Genomic DNA, 16,367 nt, shown 5'->3' with positions numbered 1-16,367 from the left:
GTTGTGAACCAATTCCGCTGACGCTTGGCAGTTTGGGAACGAGCCCATGGCAGGACTACCCCGCCGGAGCTCGTCTTACACCAACACCGCCGGGACTTAGCTTGTCAAAGCCGCCCTCCAGAGCCGGCGGCTTACCCTGCCGCCACCTCACGAATCGTTTCGGTCACAGCGCGACGCGGACGCCGGTGACGGTCGAGCGTGTCGATCTTGGCCGTGACCCGCACCTCATCGCCCAGTTCCTTGGCAAACCAATCCATCGTCGAGCGGATGCCATCTTCCAGCTTCGTCGTGGGCTCCCACCCGAGCAGCGCCTTGGCGCGGTCGATGTTAGGCTTGCGGCGGCGCGGATCGTCCTCCGGCAGCGGCGCGTTGCGCACTTCGGCGGGGCGGCCCATCATGTCGACGACCAGGTCCACTAGTTCACGCACGGTCATCTCGCGCGGATTGCCGATGTTGACCGGCTCCAGACCAATGTCATCGGATTCCATCAGCCGGCGCAGAGCCTCGGCAGTGTCGGTGACGAAACAGAAGCTGCGCGTCTGGCTGCCGTCGCCGTAGATCGTGATCGCCTCGCCCGAAAGTGCCTGGCAGATCACGTTGGAGACGACGCGGCCGTCACAAGGGTCCATGTTGGGACCATAGGTGTTGAAGATGCGCGCCACGCGCACGTCTGCGCGGCCACCGCGGGCATAGTCGAAGGTCAGCGCCTCGGCCGCGCGCTTGCCCTCGTCATAGCAGGCGCGCGGGCCGATGCAGCTGACGTTGCCCCGGTATTCCTCGCGCTGCGGATGCGCCTCGGGGTCACCGTAGACCTCGCTGGTGGAGGTCAGCAGGAAGCGTGCGCCCGATGCTTCGGCCAGCCGCAGCAGCTGCGACGTGCCGACAACGCTGGTCAGCATCGTGTGCTCCGGGTCCGCCTGGTACGCCGGGGGCGAGGCGGCGCAGGCCAGGTTGTAGATGCGGTGGAAGTGCTTGGCGCGCGTGATGAGCGAGGTCGGCCAAGGCGCAGTGATATCGGCCTGGATGAACTCAAAATTGTCGTAGGCCTTCAGCATGGCCAAGTTCGACGGGCGCGATGTCTGCAGGTTGTCTACGCAGACGACGCGCTCGCCGGCTTCCAGCAGCATGCGGCACAAGTGCGAGCCGATGAAGCCCGCGCCGCCCGCCACCAGTGTCAATCGGTCAGACTTGCTCACAAAGGTCTCCTCTCGGGGTGTTCGGCACGGAGCGCGTAACGGTTGCCTGTTCCAAGTCTCGTTCGAGTTGCGCAGCACGGCAGTCGGCAGTGTGGGCGCCCAGCACCGCTCGGCGCGCACCCTCGCCGAAGCGGGCCGCATCGGCGTCGAGCGCGGCGATTACATCTTCGGTGGTATCGGCCAGGATGATCGCGCTGCCAGGTTCAAGAACATCTTCGATCCCGGCCCAACGGTCGGAAATGATAGGAGTTCCACAGGCACCCGCCTCGAACAGGCGCACCGAGGGTGACCAGCCCGCCGCGATCATGTCGGCGCGCGTGACGTTCAGCGTGAAGCGCGACGCGGAGTAGAATTCGGCGTGCTCGGCCGGCGGCAAGTGCTCGATACGCTCGACATTAGCGGGCCAGACGATCGATGCGGGGTATTGCGGTCCGGCCACGGCGAAGCGCTTGTCCGGGCAGCGGCGCGCAGTCTCGACCAGTAGCTTCTCTAGCGTGGGCTGGCGATCGTCGCTGTAGGTGCCAAGATACGTCAGGTCCCAGCGCTTCTCGACCGGCAGCGGCTGGTAGCGCGTGTCGTCGACCGAACAGTACAAAGCCTTCGCACTTGGCGAGCCAAAGTCTTTCATCAGACGGTCCAGTGTCGGTCCGCCGGTGAAGGAAAAGTACACGTCGTAGCCGGGAATCAGTTCGGGCGAGAGGTATTCGAAATCGCCACGGGCAAGCTTGGCCAGGGTCACGGGCGTGTCGATGTCGTAGAAGCAGGCGATGCCGCGGGCATGTTCTTGCACGAAGGCGCCGACCTCGACTCCTTCAGGCACGTAGGAGCCGACCATCACCGCATCGGCAGAGGCGATCGTCTCGCGCCACTCTCCCAGCTCTTCGACGCTATCGTAGTAGCGCAATCTGCAGAAGTCCGGATTGGGCAAGTCGCGATGGTCCCCGTACCAGGGCTTGTCGCGCTCCAGGAACAGCACCTCGTGCCCGCGCCGCGCAAAGGCGGAGAGCAGCGCGCGGAAGGTGGTGGCGTGGCCGTTGCCCCACGAGGAGGACAGCGTGAGGCCAAGGACGACCAGCTTCACGCGCTCACCTGCATCTTGGTCCGAGCTGCGCGCAGCACCTCGTCCACTTCGACACCGCGCAGGTCATACGTATGCTCGGCGAGCACGCGGGCAAGTGCGGCCTGGCCGATGGCGCGCGCGCGTTCTTCTGTGAGGCTGGCGACATGTTCGGCCACGTCCTGACCGTCGCGGGCGACCAGCACTTCCTCGTCCGGCTTGAGGAACAGCTCGATGCCTTCCCAAGCGTCGGTGATCAGGCAGGCGGCAGCGCCGGATGCCTCGAACACGCGGGTCGCGGGCGAGAAGCCGATGCGTGCCATGGACTCGCGCGCCACGTTCAGCACTGCGCGCGGCGTGCAGTTGAAAGCGTTGTGCTGGCCGGTGCCGACATGACCGATGTCGCGCACATTGGCGGGCATGCCCTTGTCGTGCCAGCCGTTGCCGCCGATCAGGAACTTGGCGTCCGGCAGCGCCGCGGCAGGCTTGAGGAAGAACTCCTCCACCCGCGCCTCGCGGTCGGGCAGGCGATTGGCGAGGAACGCCAGGTCGCAAGCGAAGGCAGGCTCCGCCGGGACTGGGTGGTGAGTGGCGGGATCAAGCGCATTGTAGATCGGCACGCACTGCTTGGCGCCGAAGCCCTGGTAATCCTCGATCACCGGCGGGCCGCCGCCATAAGTCAGCACCATGTCGAGGTGAGGCAAGGCCGCGCGCACCGGATGATCGGCATCGGCGCGCATCTCGTCGAGCGTGGCGGCGGCATCGACATCCCAGTAGATCTTGATCGCATCCGGCCGCGCCTGTGCGATCACGCCTTCGAGCAGTTCCTTGTCGAACACGCCGACGCCGTTAGCCTTTACGACGATGTCGGCGTCCTTCGCCTCGGCCAGCACGCGGCGCAGCGAGGTTTCGTCGGCATCGTAGACCACGGAGCGCACCCATTCGGGAGGATCGATGTCACGGTTCTGCTGGCGGCCGAAGGCATCGGGCTCATAGAAGGTGATCTCGTACCCGCGCTTGGCCATCGCCGAGAGGATGCCGCGGTAGTAGGTCGCCGCGCCATTCCAGTACGACGAGAGCAGGCTGGAGCCGTAGAAAGCGATCTTCAAGCGGGTTCTCCGGCAAAAGAGGGCGTGAGCGAGCCGACGATCGCGAGCAATTCGTCCACCCGGTGCGCGCACGTGTGACGCGCCAGGATCGTCTCGAGCCCACTGGCGACGAGCGCTTGGCGCAAGGCTGGGTCGTTCTTCAGGTCGTTCAGGTGGCCGATCATTTCCTCGCCCGTGCTGGCGACGAGGTAGTCCCAACCGGGGCGGAACAGACCCTCGGCATCGTCCCAGGGCGCGCTGACGAGCGGGATGCCGCTGGCGAGCGCCTCGAACACGCGGATGGTCGGAATGCCGGGCAGGATCGTCGAGTAGAACCGACGCGGGACGTGCGCTGTCGCCAGGTGACGTGCGAAGATCTCCGGCGCCGCGGCGTTCGCCGCCCACCCGTGATAGCGCACGCCGAACTTCGCGAGGATTGCCTTGGCCTCGTCCGGGTAGCGCACGCCATAGACGTCGAGCGGCAGGCCGGCGGCCTGGGCAGGACCGAACAGAAAGTCCTGCAGCTCTTGCGTACGCTCGCCATCGCCCCAGTTGCCGATCCACACGAGGCCTGAGCGCGTGCCTTCCTCGGCCGGAGGGTGGAAGCGGCGGGTGTCGGCGGCTTCGTGCCAGGTCCAGACCCGGTTGCCCCAGCCACGCTCGCGATAAACTTCGCTTAGCGTCTCACCAAAGGCGAGCACGCCATCGTAGGCGGAGAGGTCGTAGGCTTCCATCTCCTGCGGTGCGCTGACGGCGCGATGGTGGGTGTCATGAAACAGCAGGGTGTAGCTGGCGCCTCCTGCCCGCGCCTTGCCGAGCCTGGCGACGAGGTCGTGTGCGTTCCACTCGTGGACGATCACGAGGTCGGCGCCGTCGGCGAGCTCCGCAGGATCGGCATCGGCAGCGTAACGGGTTGAGTTCAGCCGCGGATAAGCCATGCGATAGGCGCCGAGCCCTTCGGTGCCATGGTCGGCAACCAGGTTGGCGCGGCTCCAGGAGTCCTCGGGCTCGAAGACTGCGACTTCGTGGCCGCGCTCGAGCAGTTCGTCGAGCACGCCGCGTAGGAAGTGCGCGTTGCCATGGTTCCAGCAGGAGTCCAGCGAGTGCGTGAAGTAGACGATCTTCATGCCGCAAGCCTCGCCGCCAGGAGGTCACGGTAGTGCTCGGCCATTAGCCCTGCCATGCGCTCGGGCGCATAGCGCTGGGCACGGGAATGCGCCGCTTCTCCCAGGGCATCACGCCGGCCGGGATCACGAACGATGGCCTCGACAGCACTTGCGAAACCCGGCGCATCGAGAGGATCCACGAAGACGGCGGCGCCGTCCCATAGTTCGCGGAAGGTCGGGATGTCGGAGAGCACCAGCGGGCAACGGGCACCGGCCGCTTCCAGCACGGCCAGGCCGAAGGGCTCGAACGTGGCGGCGGAGACGAACACGGGACGTTGCTCCAGCTTGGCAGCGAACGCAGCGGCATCGAGTTGGCCGAGCAGGCGCAAGTGGCTGGCGCTGGCGGTTTCGCCGTGCGGCGCGGTCAAGGAGCCGGCAGCGCAGAACGGGTATGATATCAGGGCGGCCGCTTGGTCCAGCGTGGCAAGGTTCTTGACCTCGTCCCACATCCGTCCGGCGGTGAGTGCACTGTTGGTGCCGGCAGTCGCACGCACGCGGGCCGGTAGCGCACGTCCGTTGTACACCACCTGCGGCGCGGTCGGGAGAGCGTAAATGCGGCGCAGCGTCTCGGCGAAGCTGGCCGATGGCGCGATCACGCGGTCGCAGGTGCGAAAGGCTTGCGCCATCATCTCGCGATGCCAGACGAAAACGGGATCGAGCGGCTCAGTGCGCGCGGCGTCCCACCAGCTTGCCAGGCACCCGTGCGCCACCGCCACGACCGGCGCGGACCAGGCCTGCCCGGCTGCCAGCGCGGGCGAGTTCAGGTGGATCAGATCGACCTTCTCGCGCCGGGCGAGCGCTGCGAGTTCCGCAGCAGCGCGGCGGGTCGAGGTCGCCTCGCTCGTCCAGTCGAGCGGCAGCCCGGTTTCGACCAGCTTGACGCCCTTGCAGCGCTTGATCGCGTCTCGCTGTTCGGGCGCGGGCGGCGGGCCGAGCACGGCGAGCACCGTCTCGAAGCCGAGCGGGCGGAGCGCGCAGGCGAGCTCGGTTGCATATTGCCAGACACCGCCGACCGCATCGACCGTCATCAGCAGGCGCGTGATGCGTCGGCTCATCAGTGTGCCCCTGCCGTGGCGAGCGGAGCGGGCTGCGCGGGAAGATCGATCCCGCGCTCCGCCGCGAGCCATTCGGCCAACCGCGCGACGCCGCTGCGCCAGCCGAGCTTCTCGGGCAGGCCGAGCGTGGCGTCGATCTTGCGCGTATCGGCGACGAACCAGCGCTGGTCGCCCGGACGCCAGTCGGACGAGCGCACATCGAGCCGGCAACCCAGCGTCTCGGCCATGGTGTCGAGCAGATTGCGCAGGCTGACCGCATTGGCCGGCCCGCCGCCCAGGTTGAAGACCTGCCCCTTGACCTTGTCGATCTGGCGCCACGCGGCGAGGTACGCCTCCACCGCATCGCCGACGTAAAGCACGTCGCGGACCTGGTGGCCGTCGCCGTAGAGGGTGATGGGATTGCCTTGCAGCGCCTGGATCAGGAAGTGCGCGACCCAGCCCTGGTCCTCGGTGCCCATCTGCCGTTCGCCATAGACGCAGCTCATGCGCACGACCGCGGTGGGCAGATCGTAGCTGCGCGCGTAGTCGAGCACATACTGGTCGGCCGCACCCTTCGACACACCGTACGGCGTGTGGAAGTCGAGCGGCTGGGCTTCGGAGACGCCCTGCTTTGCCAGTTCCGCGTCTTCGGGGTAGTGGCCCTGTGCAGTGAGATGCGAGCCGAACTGCACGAGATCGCCATAGACCTTGTTGGTCGAGGCGAAGATGACCGGCACCGGCTTTGGCTGCGCGCGCGCAGCTTCGAGCAGGTTGAAGGTCCCGTTGATGTTGATAGCCAGATCGGACGCAGGATCGACCATGCTGGTGGTCACCGCGACTTGCGCGGCAAAATGGAACGCCGCGTCCACGCCCTCGACCGCCGCCGCCAGCTTCTCCGGCTCTCGCACATCGGCCAGCACCGGTTCGATCTTGTCGCCATGCCGCTCGATCAGCCACTCGAGGTTGCGGTCGACGCCCGGCCGCATCAGCGCGTCGTAGATGCGCACACGGTGACCTTCGGACGCAAGCCGGTCGGCAAGGTTAGAGCCGATGAACCCGGCACCGCCGGTGACGAGGACGGTCTGCGTCATGCGACCAATCCGCGTGCTTCGAGCTCCTTGCGCGCCTTTTCGACGTGGTCGGTTGCGGTTTGCTGGCCGACCCATTCGGCGAGCTCGACCAAGCCCTCGGTGAAGTCCTCGGTCGCCTCAATGCCCAACTGCTCACGCGCGTTGGTGGTGTCGCAGAAGCAGTGGCGGATGTCGCCGATGCGCGCCTTGCCGACGATCTCGGCAGTGAGGTCGTTGCGGCCCATCGCCTTGGCGAGTTCCTCGGCGACCTGCTTGACCGAGATGTCGCGGCCCGAACCGACGTTGTAGGTGCCGCCGGGCGCTGCGGGGCTTTCCAGCGCGGTCGCGAAAGCGCGCGCCACGTCGCGCACGTGCACGAAGTCGCGGCGCTGCTCGCCGTCTTCGAAGATCATCGGCGATTGGCCGTTAAGGAAGCGCGACGCGAAGATCGCCAGCACACCGGTGTAAGGGTTGGAGAGCGCCTGGCCAGCGCCATAGACGTTGAACAGACGCAAGCACACGCCTTCGATGCCGTAGGGCGGCGCCATGATGTGGGTGGTGCGCTCCTGCACGTACTTGTTCAGCGCGTAGATCGAGGAGAGATTGGGCTGCTTCCACTCCGGCGTGGCGACCGGCGTCAGCGGACGGCCTTGCTTGTCGACCGGCTCCCAGTTGGCTTGGCCATCACGCAAGGTCGCACGCGCGGCATCCTGCACCAGCTCGCCATCGGCGTCGCGATAGAGACCCTCGCCATAGATGCTCATCGACGAAGCAGTGACAACGCGGCGAACCGGGTTATCGATCAGTTGCTCGAACAGCACGGCGGTGCCGACGTCGTTAGTGGAGGTGTAGCGCTCCACCTCATACATCGACTGGCCGACGCCGACTTCGGCGGCGAGGTGGATGACGCTGTCCACACCCTTGAGCGCCTTGGCGACAGCCTCCCCATCGCGCACATCGCCTTCGATCAGCTCGATCTCGGGCTCCAGGAACGGTGGACGCGTGCCGCTGGCATCGGCGCCGTGCACTTGCTCGATCAGGCTATCCAGCGCTATGACGCGATGACCGCGCCGCAGAAGTTCGCGTCCGACGTGGCAGCCGATGAAGCCCGCCCCGCCCGTGATCAGCACTGTTTCGCCCATGAGTCCCCTCGCTAAGTAGCGTCCGGAAGCCACAAAGCTTCTTCATCCTCTTTGTTCCCAGATATCGCGGGAACTATCTTGAACTAACAATTGTTATTCGGCACTTTTCCGTTGGTCGATGCACAGCAACAATTTGGCGCACAGGCAGTTCATGCAGGAACAAAGCTTGGCACGCCTTGTTGATGCATGGACCGTATCTGCGGGGGTGCTTTCTGGCGGAAGGAGGAGATGTGACTGCAACGATCCTGCTGATCCGTCACGCAGCGCATTCGCACCTCGGCCGCATCCTTTCGGGGCGCACACCCGACATCGCCCTCAGCCACGACGGCATCTGGCAGGCAAGCGCGCTGGCCGACAGATTGGCCGGCGAGCCGATCGCCGCCATCCACACGAGCCCTGTCCAGCGTGCGCAGGAGACTGCGCGCACGGTGGCCGAGCGGCACGGCATCGCGGCCGAAGTGGCGGCGCCGCTCAACGAACTCGACTTCGGCGACTGGTCGGGCCGTGCCTTCGTGGAACTTGAGGGCGACCCACAGTGGTCGACCTGGAACGAGGCGCGATCTACCGCGGTCGCTCCTAATGGTGAGAGCATGGCCGACGCACAGGCGCGCGCGTGGCGGTATATCGAGAGCGTCGCTCTCAACTCGTCCGGCCAGACGGTGGCCATGGTCAGCCATTGCGACATCATCCGCGCCGTCGTCGCGCACGTGCTCGGCCTCAGCCTGGACCACTATGGCCGCTTCGACATCGACCCTGCCTCCGTCACGCGCCTGGCTGTGGGCCCATGGGGTGCCAAGGTGCTGAGCTTGAACGAGACATATGCATGAGTAGCCTGCCGCTTACCCGGTCCGATCGGGCCCGCGCCAACGACACGTCCGCCATCCGCGCGCAAGTCGAAGCGCTCGGACCCTGGTTCCAGAACATCGACCTGGGACACGGCATTACGACCGCGCCCAATCACTTCCTCGGCGACTATCCCCGCTTCAAGTACGAAGGGTTCGCCCACGTCATCCCGGCCGATCTCACCGGCAAGAGCGTGCTCGACATCGGCTGCAACGCCGGCTTCTATTCGGTCGAGATGAAGCGTCGCGGCGCTGCTCGCGTGCTTGGTATCGACAGTGACGACCGCTACCTGGCGCAGGCCCGCTTCGCATCCGATGCTCTGGGCTTCGGCGACATCGAGTACCGCAACCACTCGGTTTACGATGTCGGCGCACTGGGTGAGAAGTTCGACCTCGTGATCTTCATGGGCGTGCTCTATCACTTGCGGCATCCGTTGCTGGCGCTCGACCTGATCCGCGAGCACGTGGCCGGCGACATGATGCTGTTCCAGACGATGCAGCAGGGTTCGCGCGACACGATCGACGTGCCAGAGGAGCACCCCTTCTTTGTCGAGGGCACTTGGAAGCCTTCGCCGATTTTCGACGATCCGGCTTATCCGAAGATGCACTTCATCGAGAAGTCGTTCGCCAACGACTGGACCAACTGGTGGGCGCCTAACGCGGCCTGCAGCGCCGGGATGCTACGCGCAGCCGGGTTCACGATCGAGGCTCAGCCGGAGCCCGAAGTCTACATGTGCCGCACAGCGCCAGTGCCCTACGAGAAGTACGGGCCAGCCGCCGTGTATCCAAGCAGGGGGAATGAAACGCCGTGATCGAAGCCGCGATGATCTGGAACGAGCCGAACAACAAGTCCCACTGGGATCCGGAACTCGATCCCGACTGGTCCATCTTCGGCGACCTGGTGAAGCGCGCGGGCGCTGCCATCCACGCCGCCAATCCGGACGTGCTGCGTGTGCTGGGCGGCATGTCGCCGATCGATCCTTCCTGGGTGAACCGCATGCGCGGGCATGGCGCGCTCGACGCGGTTGACGTTGTCGCGGTGCATGGTTTCCCGCTCGACTGGAACCTGTGGCCGATCCACGCCTGGCCCGAGAAGGTCGCCGAGATCGAGGCGGTCTGCCCCGACAAGCCGGTGTGGGTCACCGAAGTCGGGGTCGGCTCATTCGGTGCCGAGGAAGTGCAGGAGTTCGGCGTCAAGCGCACCGCCGAGCTGCTGGTCGGCCGCGTGCCGCGCATCTTCTGGTACTCTCTGTACGACCTGCCGCAGGAATGGGGCGCCACCACCCGCCACCGCGAGGCGGAAGGCTCCAGCTACTACCGCCACTTCTACATGGGCCTGATCCGCGAGGACGGCACGCCCAAGCCCAGCCTGGACCACTATGCACAGGTTGCAGGCGAGATGGGCCTGATGCAGTGGTTCCACTACCATGACCCGCGGCTCGACGATGCCGTCGCCTGGATGAAGCGGCTGGGCACCAAGCACTTGCGGACCGGCCTGTCGTGGGCCGACAGCTTCCGCCCCAACGCGCTCGACTGGTTTGACCGCCAGATGGAGGCGCTGCAGGACTTCGACGTCACCGTCACTTTCTGCTTCACGCCCGAGCATCTGGGCCCCGGCGCGCATCACACCAGCCCGCCGCATGACACGCAAGGGTTCGCCGACTTCTGCGGGCAGATGATCGAGCGCTACGCGCCCAAGTCCGCCACCGTCGCCCCCTCGCCTCTCCTCCAGCCCGCTGCCGTCTAAGGAGATCCCTATGCTTTCGCCTCATCCGCACGGGATCAACGTTGCCGTCGTCGGCATCGGCAATTGCGCCAGCTCGCTCGCCCAAGGGATCGAGCACTATCGCGCTGGCGCCAACGAGACGATCGGCTTGATGCACTACGAACTCGGCGGCTACGTGCCGAGCGACATACACCTGGTCGCCGGTTGGGACATCGACAAGCGCAAGGTCGGCCAGGACATTGCCGATGCCGTCTTCGCCAAGCCCAATTGCACCACCGTGTTCTGCGAGACGATCACGCCCACGGGCGCGAAAGTTCAGATGGGCCGGCTCCTGGATGGCGTCGCCGAGCACATGGCCGATTACCCCGACGACCGCACCTTCGTCGTCGCCGACGCGCCCGAGGCCACCGAGGAAGAGGTCATCGCGACCTTGCGCGAAACCAAGACCGACGTGCTGATGAACTATCTGCCCGTCGGCTCCCAAAAGGCGACCGAGTTCTACGCCGAATGCGCCCTGAAGGCCGGCGTTGCCTTCGTGAACAACATCCCTGTGTTCATCGCCAGCGATCCCGACTGGGCCCGCCGCTTCGCCGAGGCGGGCGTGCCGATCATCGGTGACGACATCAAGGCCCAGCTGGGCGCCACGATCACGCACCGGGTGCTGACCGACTTGTTCAAGAAGCGTGGGGTGACGGTGGACCGCACCTATCAGCTCAACACTGGCGGCAACACCGACTTCCTCAACATGCTTGAGAGGAAGCGCCTGGCGTCCAAGAAGGAGTCGAAGACGGAGGCGGTGCAGTCGGTCGCTGCCACCCGCATCGAGGACGAGAACATCCACGTCGGCCCCTCCGACTACGTCGCTTGGCAGAACGACAACAAGGTCTGCTTCCTGCGCATGGAAGGCCGCATGTTCGGCGGCGTGCCGATGAACCTGGAACTGCGCCTTTCGGTGGAGGACAGCCCCAACTCGGCCGGCGTCGCGATCGACATGATCCGCTGCGCCAAGATCGCCGCCGAGCGCGGGCTGGCTGGACCGATCGATCCGGCAGCGGCCTACTTCTGCAAGCACCCGCCCGAGCAGATGACCGACGACGAGGCGTTCAACCGGCTTGAGGCGTTTATCGCTGGGTGATGGCAAGCACCATCATCCACCGCAAGCCGACCTATGAACCCTCTACTCGTTATCCTTGCGAAAGCGGGGATCCATCGCCTGACCTCGGGATGCGCATTGCGGCGAGAGCCAAAGCGGCGCGTACCTCAAGAACTGTGCATCAACGAGGCGCCGGGGCAGAGAAGTACCGGAGACGGATTTCCGCCTCCGCGGGCATGGCAATGGTATTATAATCTCAAGAGGATCCGGTCCCTCGCCCCTCCAAGGCATCCAGCACCACCTCGGGCTCCACATCCGCCTCGATTTCAGCGAGTTCCAGATCATCGACCTTCACCTCCAGCTTGCGCGCCACGCGCTCCAGCAGCATCGCCAAGCGCGTCAGCTCGTGCTCGGCGAGGAGGTTGATATGCAGGTCGAGGTCGGCGCTGCGGTTCTGCCGCTCGGCCATGCGGTTCTGGCTGATCAACACGAACGTCGAGAGGAAGATGGCTTCCACCGATGCTTCCATCGCCAGGACCACAAGGCTTTCGTCGAACTTGGGCACACCCGGGATGCCGATGGTGTTGGCGGTGATCCAGAAGCCGAAAAGCGCCAGGTGGATCAGAACGAAGGTCATCGAACCGGTAAAGCGCGTGATCCTGTCGGCGATCTTGTGCGACACCGGCGCGTTCGCCGCTTCCGCACGCGAGCGGGCACTCAAAGTTTCGATGTTCTCGCGCAGCGCGCCGCTCATGCTCAGCGGCAGGGGCTCGGGGGGATCGGTATCATCCATTGCAAGAGGCACAGCGCATGAACGCCGACCAAGGTTTCCTGTCCAAGACAATGCGCGCGGCGGTGCTCACCGGTCCCAAGGCGCTGGAGATTGTCGAGGCGCCCCTGCCGCAGCCGGATGCCGGCGAAGTCCGCGTGAAGCTGGAAGGCTGCGGCGTGTGCGCCTCCAACGTCGAGCCCTGGCATGGTCAGCCCTGGAGCACGTACCCCGGTGACGCCGGAGGTCTCGGCCATGAAGGCTGGGGCGTCGTCGATGCGGTCGGCGATGGTGTGAGCGAGTTGGCGCAGGGCGACCGAGTGGTCTTCCTCGCCGGCCACAGTTTTGCCGAGTACGATGTCGCGCCCGCCACGGGTGTGGTGAAGCTGCCGCCGCAGCTCGCCGACAAGCCGTTTCCGGGCGAGCCGCTCGGCTGCGCGTTCAACATCTTCCGCCGCGCCGACATCCAGGCTGGCCAAACCGTTGCCATCGTCGGCATCGGCTTCCTAGGCGCGGTGCTGACCCGGCTTGCCACCGACGCCGGCGCCAAGGTGATCGCGATATCGCGCCGCGCCTCATCGCTGGACCTAGCCCGTCACTACGGCGCGGCCGAGACGATCCCGATGGACGACCACTGGCGCATCATCGAGAGCGTCAAGGCGGTGACTGGCGAAGCCTTGTGCGAGCGCGTGATCGAGTGCGTCGGCTATCAATGGCCGCTCGACTTGGCCGGAGAGCTGGTAGGCTTCGGGGGCAAGCTGGTCGTCGCCGGCTACCACCAGGATGGCCCGCGCCAAGTCAACATGCAGATGTGGAACTGGAAGGGCATCGACGTGATCAACGCACACGAGCGTGATCCGGCGGTCAACTTGCGTGGCCTGCAAGAGGCGGTGGACGCGGTCGCCAGCGGACGCTTCGATCCCGCGCCGCTTTACACCCACACCTATCCGCTGGAGCGGCTGGACGAGGCGCTGGACGCCACCCGCGACAAGCCGGATGGTTTCGTGAAAGCGCTGGTGAAGTTATGATGGCCAAACCCAAGGTGGGATTTCTCGGCACCGGCTGGATCGGCCGCCACCGCATGGAAGCGGCGCTCGCCACCGGAGCGATCGAAGCCGCCGCGATCTGCGATCCCTCGCCGGAATGCATCGCCGAAGCGGCGCAGCTCGCGCCGGATGCCGCGATCCTGCCCTCTTCCGAGGCGCTGCTGGACCAGGACCTCGACGGCCTCGTCATCGCTACGCCCAGTGCCTTGCATGCCGAGCAATCGATCGCTGCGCTGGAGCGCGGCATGGCGGTGTTCTGTCAGAAGCCGCTCGGCCGCAACGCTGCCGAAGCACAAGCGGTGGTGGACGCCGCCCGCCGCGCCGACCGTCTGCTATCAGTCGACTTCTCGTACCGCTACACCGCGGCGGCGCAGGCCTTGGCCGAACAGATCCGCAGCGGCAACCTGGGCCAGCTGTTCGCCGCCGACCTCGTGTTCCACAACGCCTATGGCCCCGACAAGCCGTGGTTCTACGACCGCGCGCAGTCCGGCGGCGGCTGCGTGATGGACCTGGGGGTGCACCTGGTCGACTTGCTGCTTTGGCTGCTCGACTTTCCCGAAGTGCGCGACGTGTCCTCGACGCTGTTGGCAGGCGGGAAGCCCCTGGCTGGAGAGGCGGTGGAGGACTATGCCGTCGCGCAGCTCACCCTGGCGAATGGAGTGGTCGCCCGGCTGGCATGCTCGTGGCGACTGCAGGCGGGGCAAGAAGCAGTGATCGAGACAAGCCTTTATGGCACCGGCGGCGGCGCTTCGTTGCACAACCTGGGGGGCAGCTTTTACGATTTCGAAGGCAAGCGCTTCGCCGGTACAACCAGCGAACTTCTGATCAGCCCGCCCGATGCATGGGGCGGGCGTGCCGCCGCGGCCTGGGCCGAGCAACTGGCACGGGATTACCGGTTCGATCCTTCGGCGGAGCGGCTGGTGGATGTCGCTCGGGTGCTGGATCGAATCTACGAGGGTTAGTGGTGCCGCACTGCCGGCCGAAGGGCTACGATCGGCTCAGCTTCGCGCTGTTCGGAATACCGAAAAAATTGAACGGTCTCGCGAGCAAGCGGCTTACACCCACGCCGCTGGCTGAGCTTATCGAAGCCCGCCAGCCGTGCTCACGGTCTACCTAGCTGCGAAACACCACCGTGCGCGAGCCGTTCAGCAGCACTCGATCTTCCAGGTGCAGCCGCACAGCCTCTGCCAGAACCCGGCGCTCGATGTCGCGACCCTTGCGCACCATGTCATCGGGCGTGTCGGCATGCGTCACCGGCTCGACATCCTGGTGGATGATCGGGCCTTCATCCAGGTCCGCCGTCACGTAGTGCGCGGTCGCGCCGATCATCTTCACCCCGCGCGCGTGCGCCTGGTGGTAGGGCTTGGCGCCCTTGAAGCCGGGCAGGAACGAGTGGTGGATGTTGATGCATCTGCCCGAAAGGAACACCGCCATCTCGTCCGACAGGATCTGCATGTAGCGCGCCAGCACCACCAGCTCGGCGCGGGTCTCCTCCACCAGCGCGCGGACCTGGGCCTCCTGCTGCGGCTTGGTCTCGCGCGTGACCGGCAGGTGATAAAACGGCAGTTCGCCGATCAGGTGCGTAGCGATCGCCTCGCGCGGATGGTTTGAGACGATGCCCACCACGTCCATCGCGATCTCGCCGATGCGGTGGCGGTAAAGCAGGTCTGCCAGGCAGTGGTCGAACTTACTGACCATCAGCAGCACCCGGCGCGGGCGGTCGCGGCGCAGCATCGACCAGGCCATGCCGTATTCGTGCGCAATGGCGCCAAAGCCCTCTCGGATGTCCTCGCGATCAGCCGCACCCGGATCGAAGGCCACGCGCATGAAGAACTTGTTCTGCGCAAGATCGTTGAACTGCTGCGCCTCGATGATGTTGCCGCCCGCCTGCGCCAGGTAGCCGGTGACCCGCGCGACCACGCCCGGCCGGTCGGTGCACGACAGCGCGAGGATCAGCTGTTCGGCCACTTACGCGGCCTTGCGGGTATTCAACGCCGCCTCGCACTCACTCATCAGCGAGCCGATGATCTCTGCGACCGGCTCTTCCTTGGTCACCATGCCGACCGATTGGCCTGCCATCAGCGAGCCGTTCTCGACATCGCCGTCGATCACCGCGCGGCGCAGCGCGCCGGCCCAGTAGTGCTCGATCTGCAGCTGCGCTTCCATCATCGCGACCTTGTCATCGTCGAGCAGCTTGGCGACTTCGATCTGCTTGGTGGTGAACGCGTCCGTGCCCTTGTTCTTGAGTGCGCGCACGGGAATGACCGGCAGGCGGGCGTCGACCTGCACCGAAGCCACGGCGTCGCGGGCCGAAGCGCGGAAGAAGGCCTTCTTGAAAGCGGGATGTGCAATGGACTCGGTGGCGCAAGCGAAGCGGGTGCCCAGCTGCACACCGGCCGCGCCCATCTCCAGGTAGCCGGCGATCGCCTCGCCCCGCCCGATGCCCCCGGCGACGAAGACGAGGTGGTCGGCGGCGAGGCTGGGCAGGATCTCCTGCGCCAGCACCGAGGTCGAGACCGGACCGATGTGGCCGCCCGCTTCCATGCCCTCGATCACAAGCGCATCGGCGCCGGAGCGCAGCAGCTTCTTGCCCAGCGCCAAGGTCGGCGCGAAGCAGATAACCTTCGCGCCATGCGCTTTGATTGCCTCGACCGATCCCTTGGGCGGGATGCCGCCGGCTAGCACCACATGGCCGACCTGATGCCGGCCGCAGACTTCGATCAGATCGAACAGCTGCGGGTGCATGGTGATCAAGTTGACGCCGAAAGGGTTGCCCGTCAGCGTCTTGGTCGCGGCGATCTCCTTGTCGAGCAGCTCGGGCGTCATCGCCCCGCAGGCGATCACGCCGAAGCCGCCGGCGTTGCTGATGGCCGAGACCAGGTTGCGCTCGGACACCCAGGACATCGCGCCGCACAGGATCGCGTGCTCGCTGCCGAAGAACTGCGCACCGCGGGCCATCAGAGCCGAGGTCTTGGAGTAAGCGGTCATGGCAGGTCCTGGCAATTCGAGAGCAGCGCGCCTTACGGCCCCGGCTCTTCGTGCACAAGACTTGGCGTCATAGGGCTATGGCACCCAACCTCCCGTTCGTGTCGAGCGTAGTCGAGACACGGCAGCTTTGAGTCAGCGTGTCTCGACTAC

16 protein-coding genes are annotated in these 16,367 nt (G+C 65.8%); 6 read left to right on the top strand and 10 right to left on the bottom strand.

The features are described 5' to 3' along the window. Nucleotides 1–131: 131 nt before the first annotated feature. The 7 genes from GV044_RS21015 to GV044_RS20985 are packed head-to-tail and all read right to left on the bottom strand — an operon-like array spanning nucleotide 132 to nucleotide 7,753. A complete protein-coding gene (locus GV044_RS21015; RefSeq protein WP_159874418.1) occupies nucleotides 132–1,196 on the bottom strand; it encodes a UDP-glucuronic acid decarboxylase family protein in 1,065 nt (354 codons plus the stop codon). Then, nucleotides 1,183–2,277: a glycosyltransferase gene (locus GV044_RS21010; protein WP_159874417.1), complete on the bottom strand. Its 1,095-nt coding sequence runs from the start codon at nucleotides 2,275–2,277 to the stop codon at nucleotides 1,183–1,185. The genes GV044_RS21015 and GV044_RS21010 overlap by 14 nt, the downstream gene beginning before the upstream one ends. Beyond that, entirely contained in the window at nucleotides 2,274–3,362 is a 1,089-nt protein-coding gene (locus GV044_RS21005; protein ID WP_159874416.1) for a glycosyltransferase, read from the bottom strand. The genes GV044_RS21010 and GV044_RS21005 overlap by 4 nt, the downstream gene beginning before the upstream one ends. After that, nucleotides 3,359–4,468, bottom strand: a complete 1,110-nt coding sequence (locus tag GV044_RS21000; RefSeq protein WP_159874415.1) for a glycosyltransferase — start codon at nucleotides 4,466–4,468, stop codon at nucleotides 3,359–3,361. The genes GV044_RS21005 and GV044_RS21000 overlap by 4 nt, the downstream gene beginning before the upstream one ends. Next, nucleotides 4,465–5,562: a glycosyltransferase family 4 protein gene (locus GV044_RS20995; RefSeq protein ID WP_159874414.1), complete on the bottom strand. Its 1,098-nt coding sequence runs from the start codon at nucleotides 5,560–5,562 to the stop codon at nucleotides 4,465–4,467. The genes GV044_RS21000 and GV044_RS20995 overlap by 4 nt, the downstream gene beginning before the upstream one ends. Beyond that, entirely contained in the window at nucleotides 5,562–6,632 is a 1,071-nt protein-coding gene (locus GV044_RS20990) for an SDR family NAD(P)-dependent oxidoreductase (RefSeq protein ID WP_201299191.1), read from the bottom strand. The genes GV044_RS20995 and GV044_RS20990 overlap by 1 nt, the downstream gene beginning before the upstream one ends. Next, entirely contained in the window at nucleotides 6,629–7,753 is a 1,125-nt protein-coding gene (locus tag GV044_RS20985; protein WP_159874412.1) for an NAD(P)-dependent oxidoreductase, read from the bottom strand. Before GV044_RS20985 ends, GV044_RS20990 begins: the two co-directional genes overlap by 4 nt. Nucleotides 7,754–7,983: 230 nt before the next feature. On the opposite strand from GV044_RS20985, the gene GV044_RS20980 reads away from it, so the two are divergent. The 4 genes from GV044_RS20980 to GV044_RS20965 are packed head-to-tail and all read left to right on the top strand — an operon-like array spanning nucleotide 7,984 to nucleotide 11,456. Next, on the top strand, nucleotides 7,984–8,580 hold the full coding sequence (locus tag GV044_RS20980; protein WP_159874411.1) for a histidine phosphatase family protein: 597 nt from the start codon (nucleotides 7,984–7,986) through the stop codon (nucleotides 8,578–8,580). Beyond that, the gene (locus tag GV044_RS20975) at nucleotides 8,577–9,407 is read left to right on the top strand and encodes a TIGR04290 family methyltransferase (protein ID WP_159874410.1); all 831 of its coding nucleotides are present in this window, start codon (nucleotides 8,577–8,579) and stop codon (nucleotides 9,405–9,407) included. The genes GV044_RS20980 and GV044_RS20975 overlap by 4 nt, the downstream gene beginning before the upstream one ends. Beyond that, nucleotides 9,404–10,342, top strand: coding sequence for a beta-xylosidase (locus GV044_RS20970; RefSeq protein WP_159874409.1), 939 nt, complete (start codon nucleotides 9,404–9,406; stop codon nucleotides 10,340–10,342). Before GV044_RS20975 ends, GV044_RS20970 begins: the two co-directional genes overlap by 4 nt. 10 nt (nucleotides 10,343–10,352) lie before the next feature. Next, nucleotides 10,353–11,456 carry an inositol-3-phosphate synthase gene (locus GV044_RS20965; RefSeq protein ID WP_159874408.1) on the top strand — a complete coding sequence of 368 codons (1,104 nt, stop codon included), beginning with the start codon at nucleotides 10,353–10,355 and terminating at the stop codon, nucleotides 11,454–11,456. A gap of 214 nt (nucleotides 11,457–11,670) precedes the next feature. Here the strand turns inward: GV044_RS20965 and GV044_RS20960 are convergent, their stop codons facing one another. Continuing rightward, nucleotides 11,671–12,207 (bottom strand): DUF1003 domain-containing protein, encoded by a 537-nt coding sequence (locus GV044_RS20960; protein WP_159874407.1) that lies wholly within the window; start codon nucleotides 12,205–12,207, stop codon nucleotides 11,671–11,673. A 17-nt stretch (nucleotides 12,208–12,224) separates the two neighbouring features. On the opposite strand from GV044_RS20960, the gene GV044_RS20955 reads away from it, so the two are divergent. Both GV044_RS20955 and GV044_RS20950 read left to right on the top strand, forming a co-directional pair. Continuing rightward, entirely contained in the window at nucleotides 12,225–13,211 is a 987-nt protein-coding gene (locus GV044_RS20955) for a zinc-binding dehydrogenase (RefSeq protein ID WP_201299190.1), read from the top strand. Next, nucleotides 13,211–14,191 carry a Gfo/Idh/MocA family protein gene (locus tag GV044_RS20950; protein ID WP_159874406.1) on the top strand — a complete coding sequence of 327 codons (981 nt, stop codon included), beginning with the start codon at nucleotides 13,211–13,213 and terminating at the stop codon, nucleotides 14,189–14,191. The genes GV044_RS20955 and GV044_RS20950 overlap by 1 nt, the downstream gene beginning before the upstream one ends. A 151-nt stretch (nucleotides 14,192–14,342) precedes the next feature. On the opposite strand, the gene purU is transcribed toward GV044_RS20950, so the two are convergent. Beyond that, on the bottom strand, nucleotides 14,343–15,197 hold the full coding sequence (purU, locus tag GV044_RS20945; RefSeq protein ID WP_159874405.1) for a formyltetrahydrofolate deformylase: 855 nt from the start codon (nucleotides 15,195–15,197) through the stop codon (nucleotides 14,343–14,345). After that, the gene (locus GV044_RS20940; RefSeq protein ID WP_159874404.1) at nucleotides 15,198–16,217 is read right to left on the bottom strand and encodes a nitronate monooxygenase family protein; all 1,020 of its coding nucleotides are present in this window, start codon (nucleotides 16,215–16,217) and stop codon (nucleotides 15,198–15,200) included. Between the last annotated feature and the right edge of the window lie 150 nt (nucleotides 16,218–16,367).

This window comes from Novosphingobium sp. 9U, assembly GCF_902506425.1.
Classification (GTDB): domain Bacteria; phylum Pseudomonadota; class Alphaproteobacteria; order Sphingomonadales; family Sphingomonadaceae; genus Novosphingobium.
The sequence above is the reverse complement of the archived record's forward strand: the minus strand, read 5'-3'. Positions and strand labels throughout refer to the sequence as shown.

Bases quoted from the DNA above. Each gene is read 5' to 3' on its own strand.
- GV044_RS20950 (WP_159874406.1), top strand. From the start codon at position 13,211: ATGGCCAAACCCAAGGTGGGATTTCTCGGCACCGGCTGGATCGGCCGC.
- GV044_RS20990 (WP_201299191.1), bottom strand. From the start codon at position 6,632: ATGACGCAGACCGTCCTCGTCACCGGCGGTGCCGGGTTCATCGGCTCT.
- GV044_RS20965 (WP_159874408.1), top strand. From the start codon at position 10,353: ATGCTTTCGCCTCATCCGCACGGGATCAACGTTGCCGTCGTCGGCATC.
- GV044_RS20975 (WP_159874410.1), top strand. From the start codon at position 8,577: ATGAGTAGCCTGCCGCTTACCCGGTCCGATCGGGCCCGCGCCAACGAC.
- GV044_RS20960 (WP_159874407.1), bottom strand. From the start codon at position 12,207: ATGGATGATACCGATCCCCCCGAGCCCCTGCCGCTGAGCATGAGCGGC.
- GV044_RS20940 (WP_159874404.1), bottom strand. From the start codon at position 16,217: ATGACCGCTTACTCCAAGACCTCGGCTCTGATGGCCCGCGGTGCGCAG.
- GV044_RS20985 (WP_159874412.1), bottom strand. From the start codon at position 7,753: ATGGGCGAAACAGTGCTGATCACGGGCGGGGCGGGCTTCATCGGCTGC.
- GV044_RS20955 (WP_201299190.1), top strand. From the start codon at position 12,225: ATGAACGCCGACCAAGGTTTCCTGTCCAAGACAATGCGCGCGGCGGTG.
- GV044_RS20995 (WP_159874414.1), bottom strand. From the start codon at position 5,562: ATGAGCCGACGCATCACGCGCCTGCTGATGACGGTCGATGCGGTCGGC.
- GV044_RS21000 (WP_159874415.1), bottom strand. From the start codon at position 4,468: ATGAAGATCGTCTACTTCACGCACTCGCTGGACTCCTGCTGGAACCAT.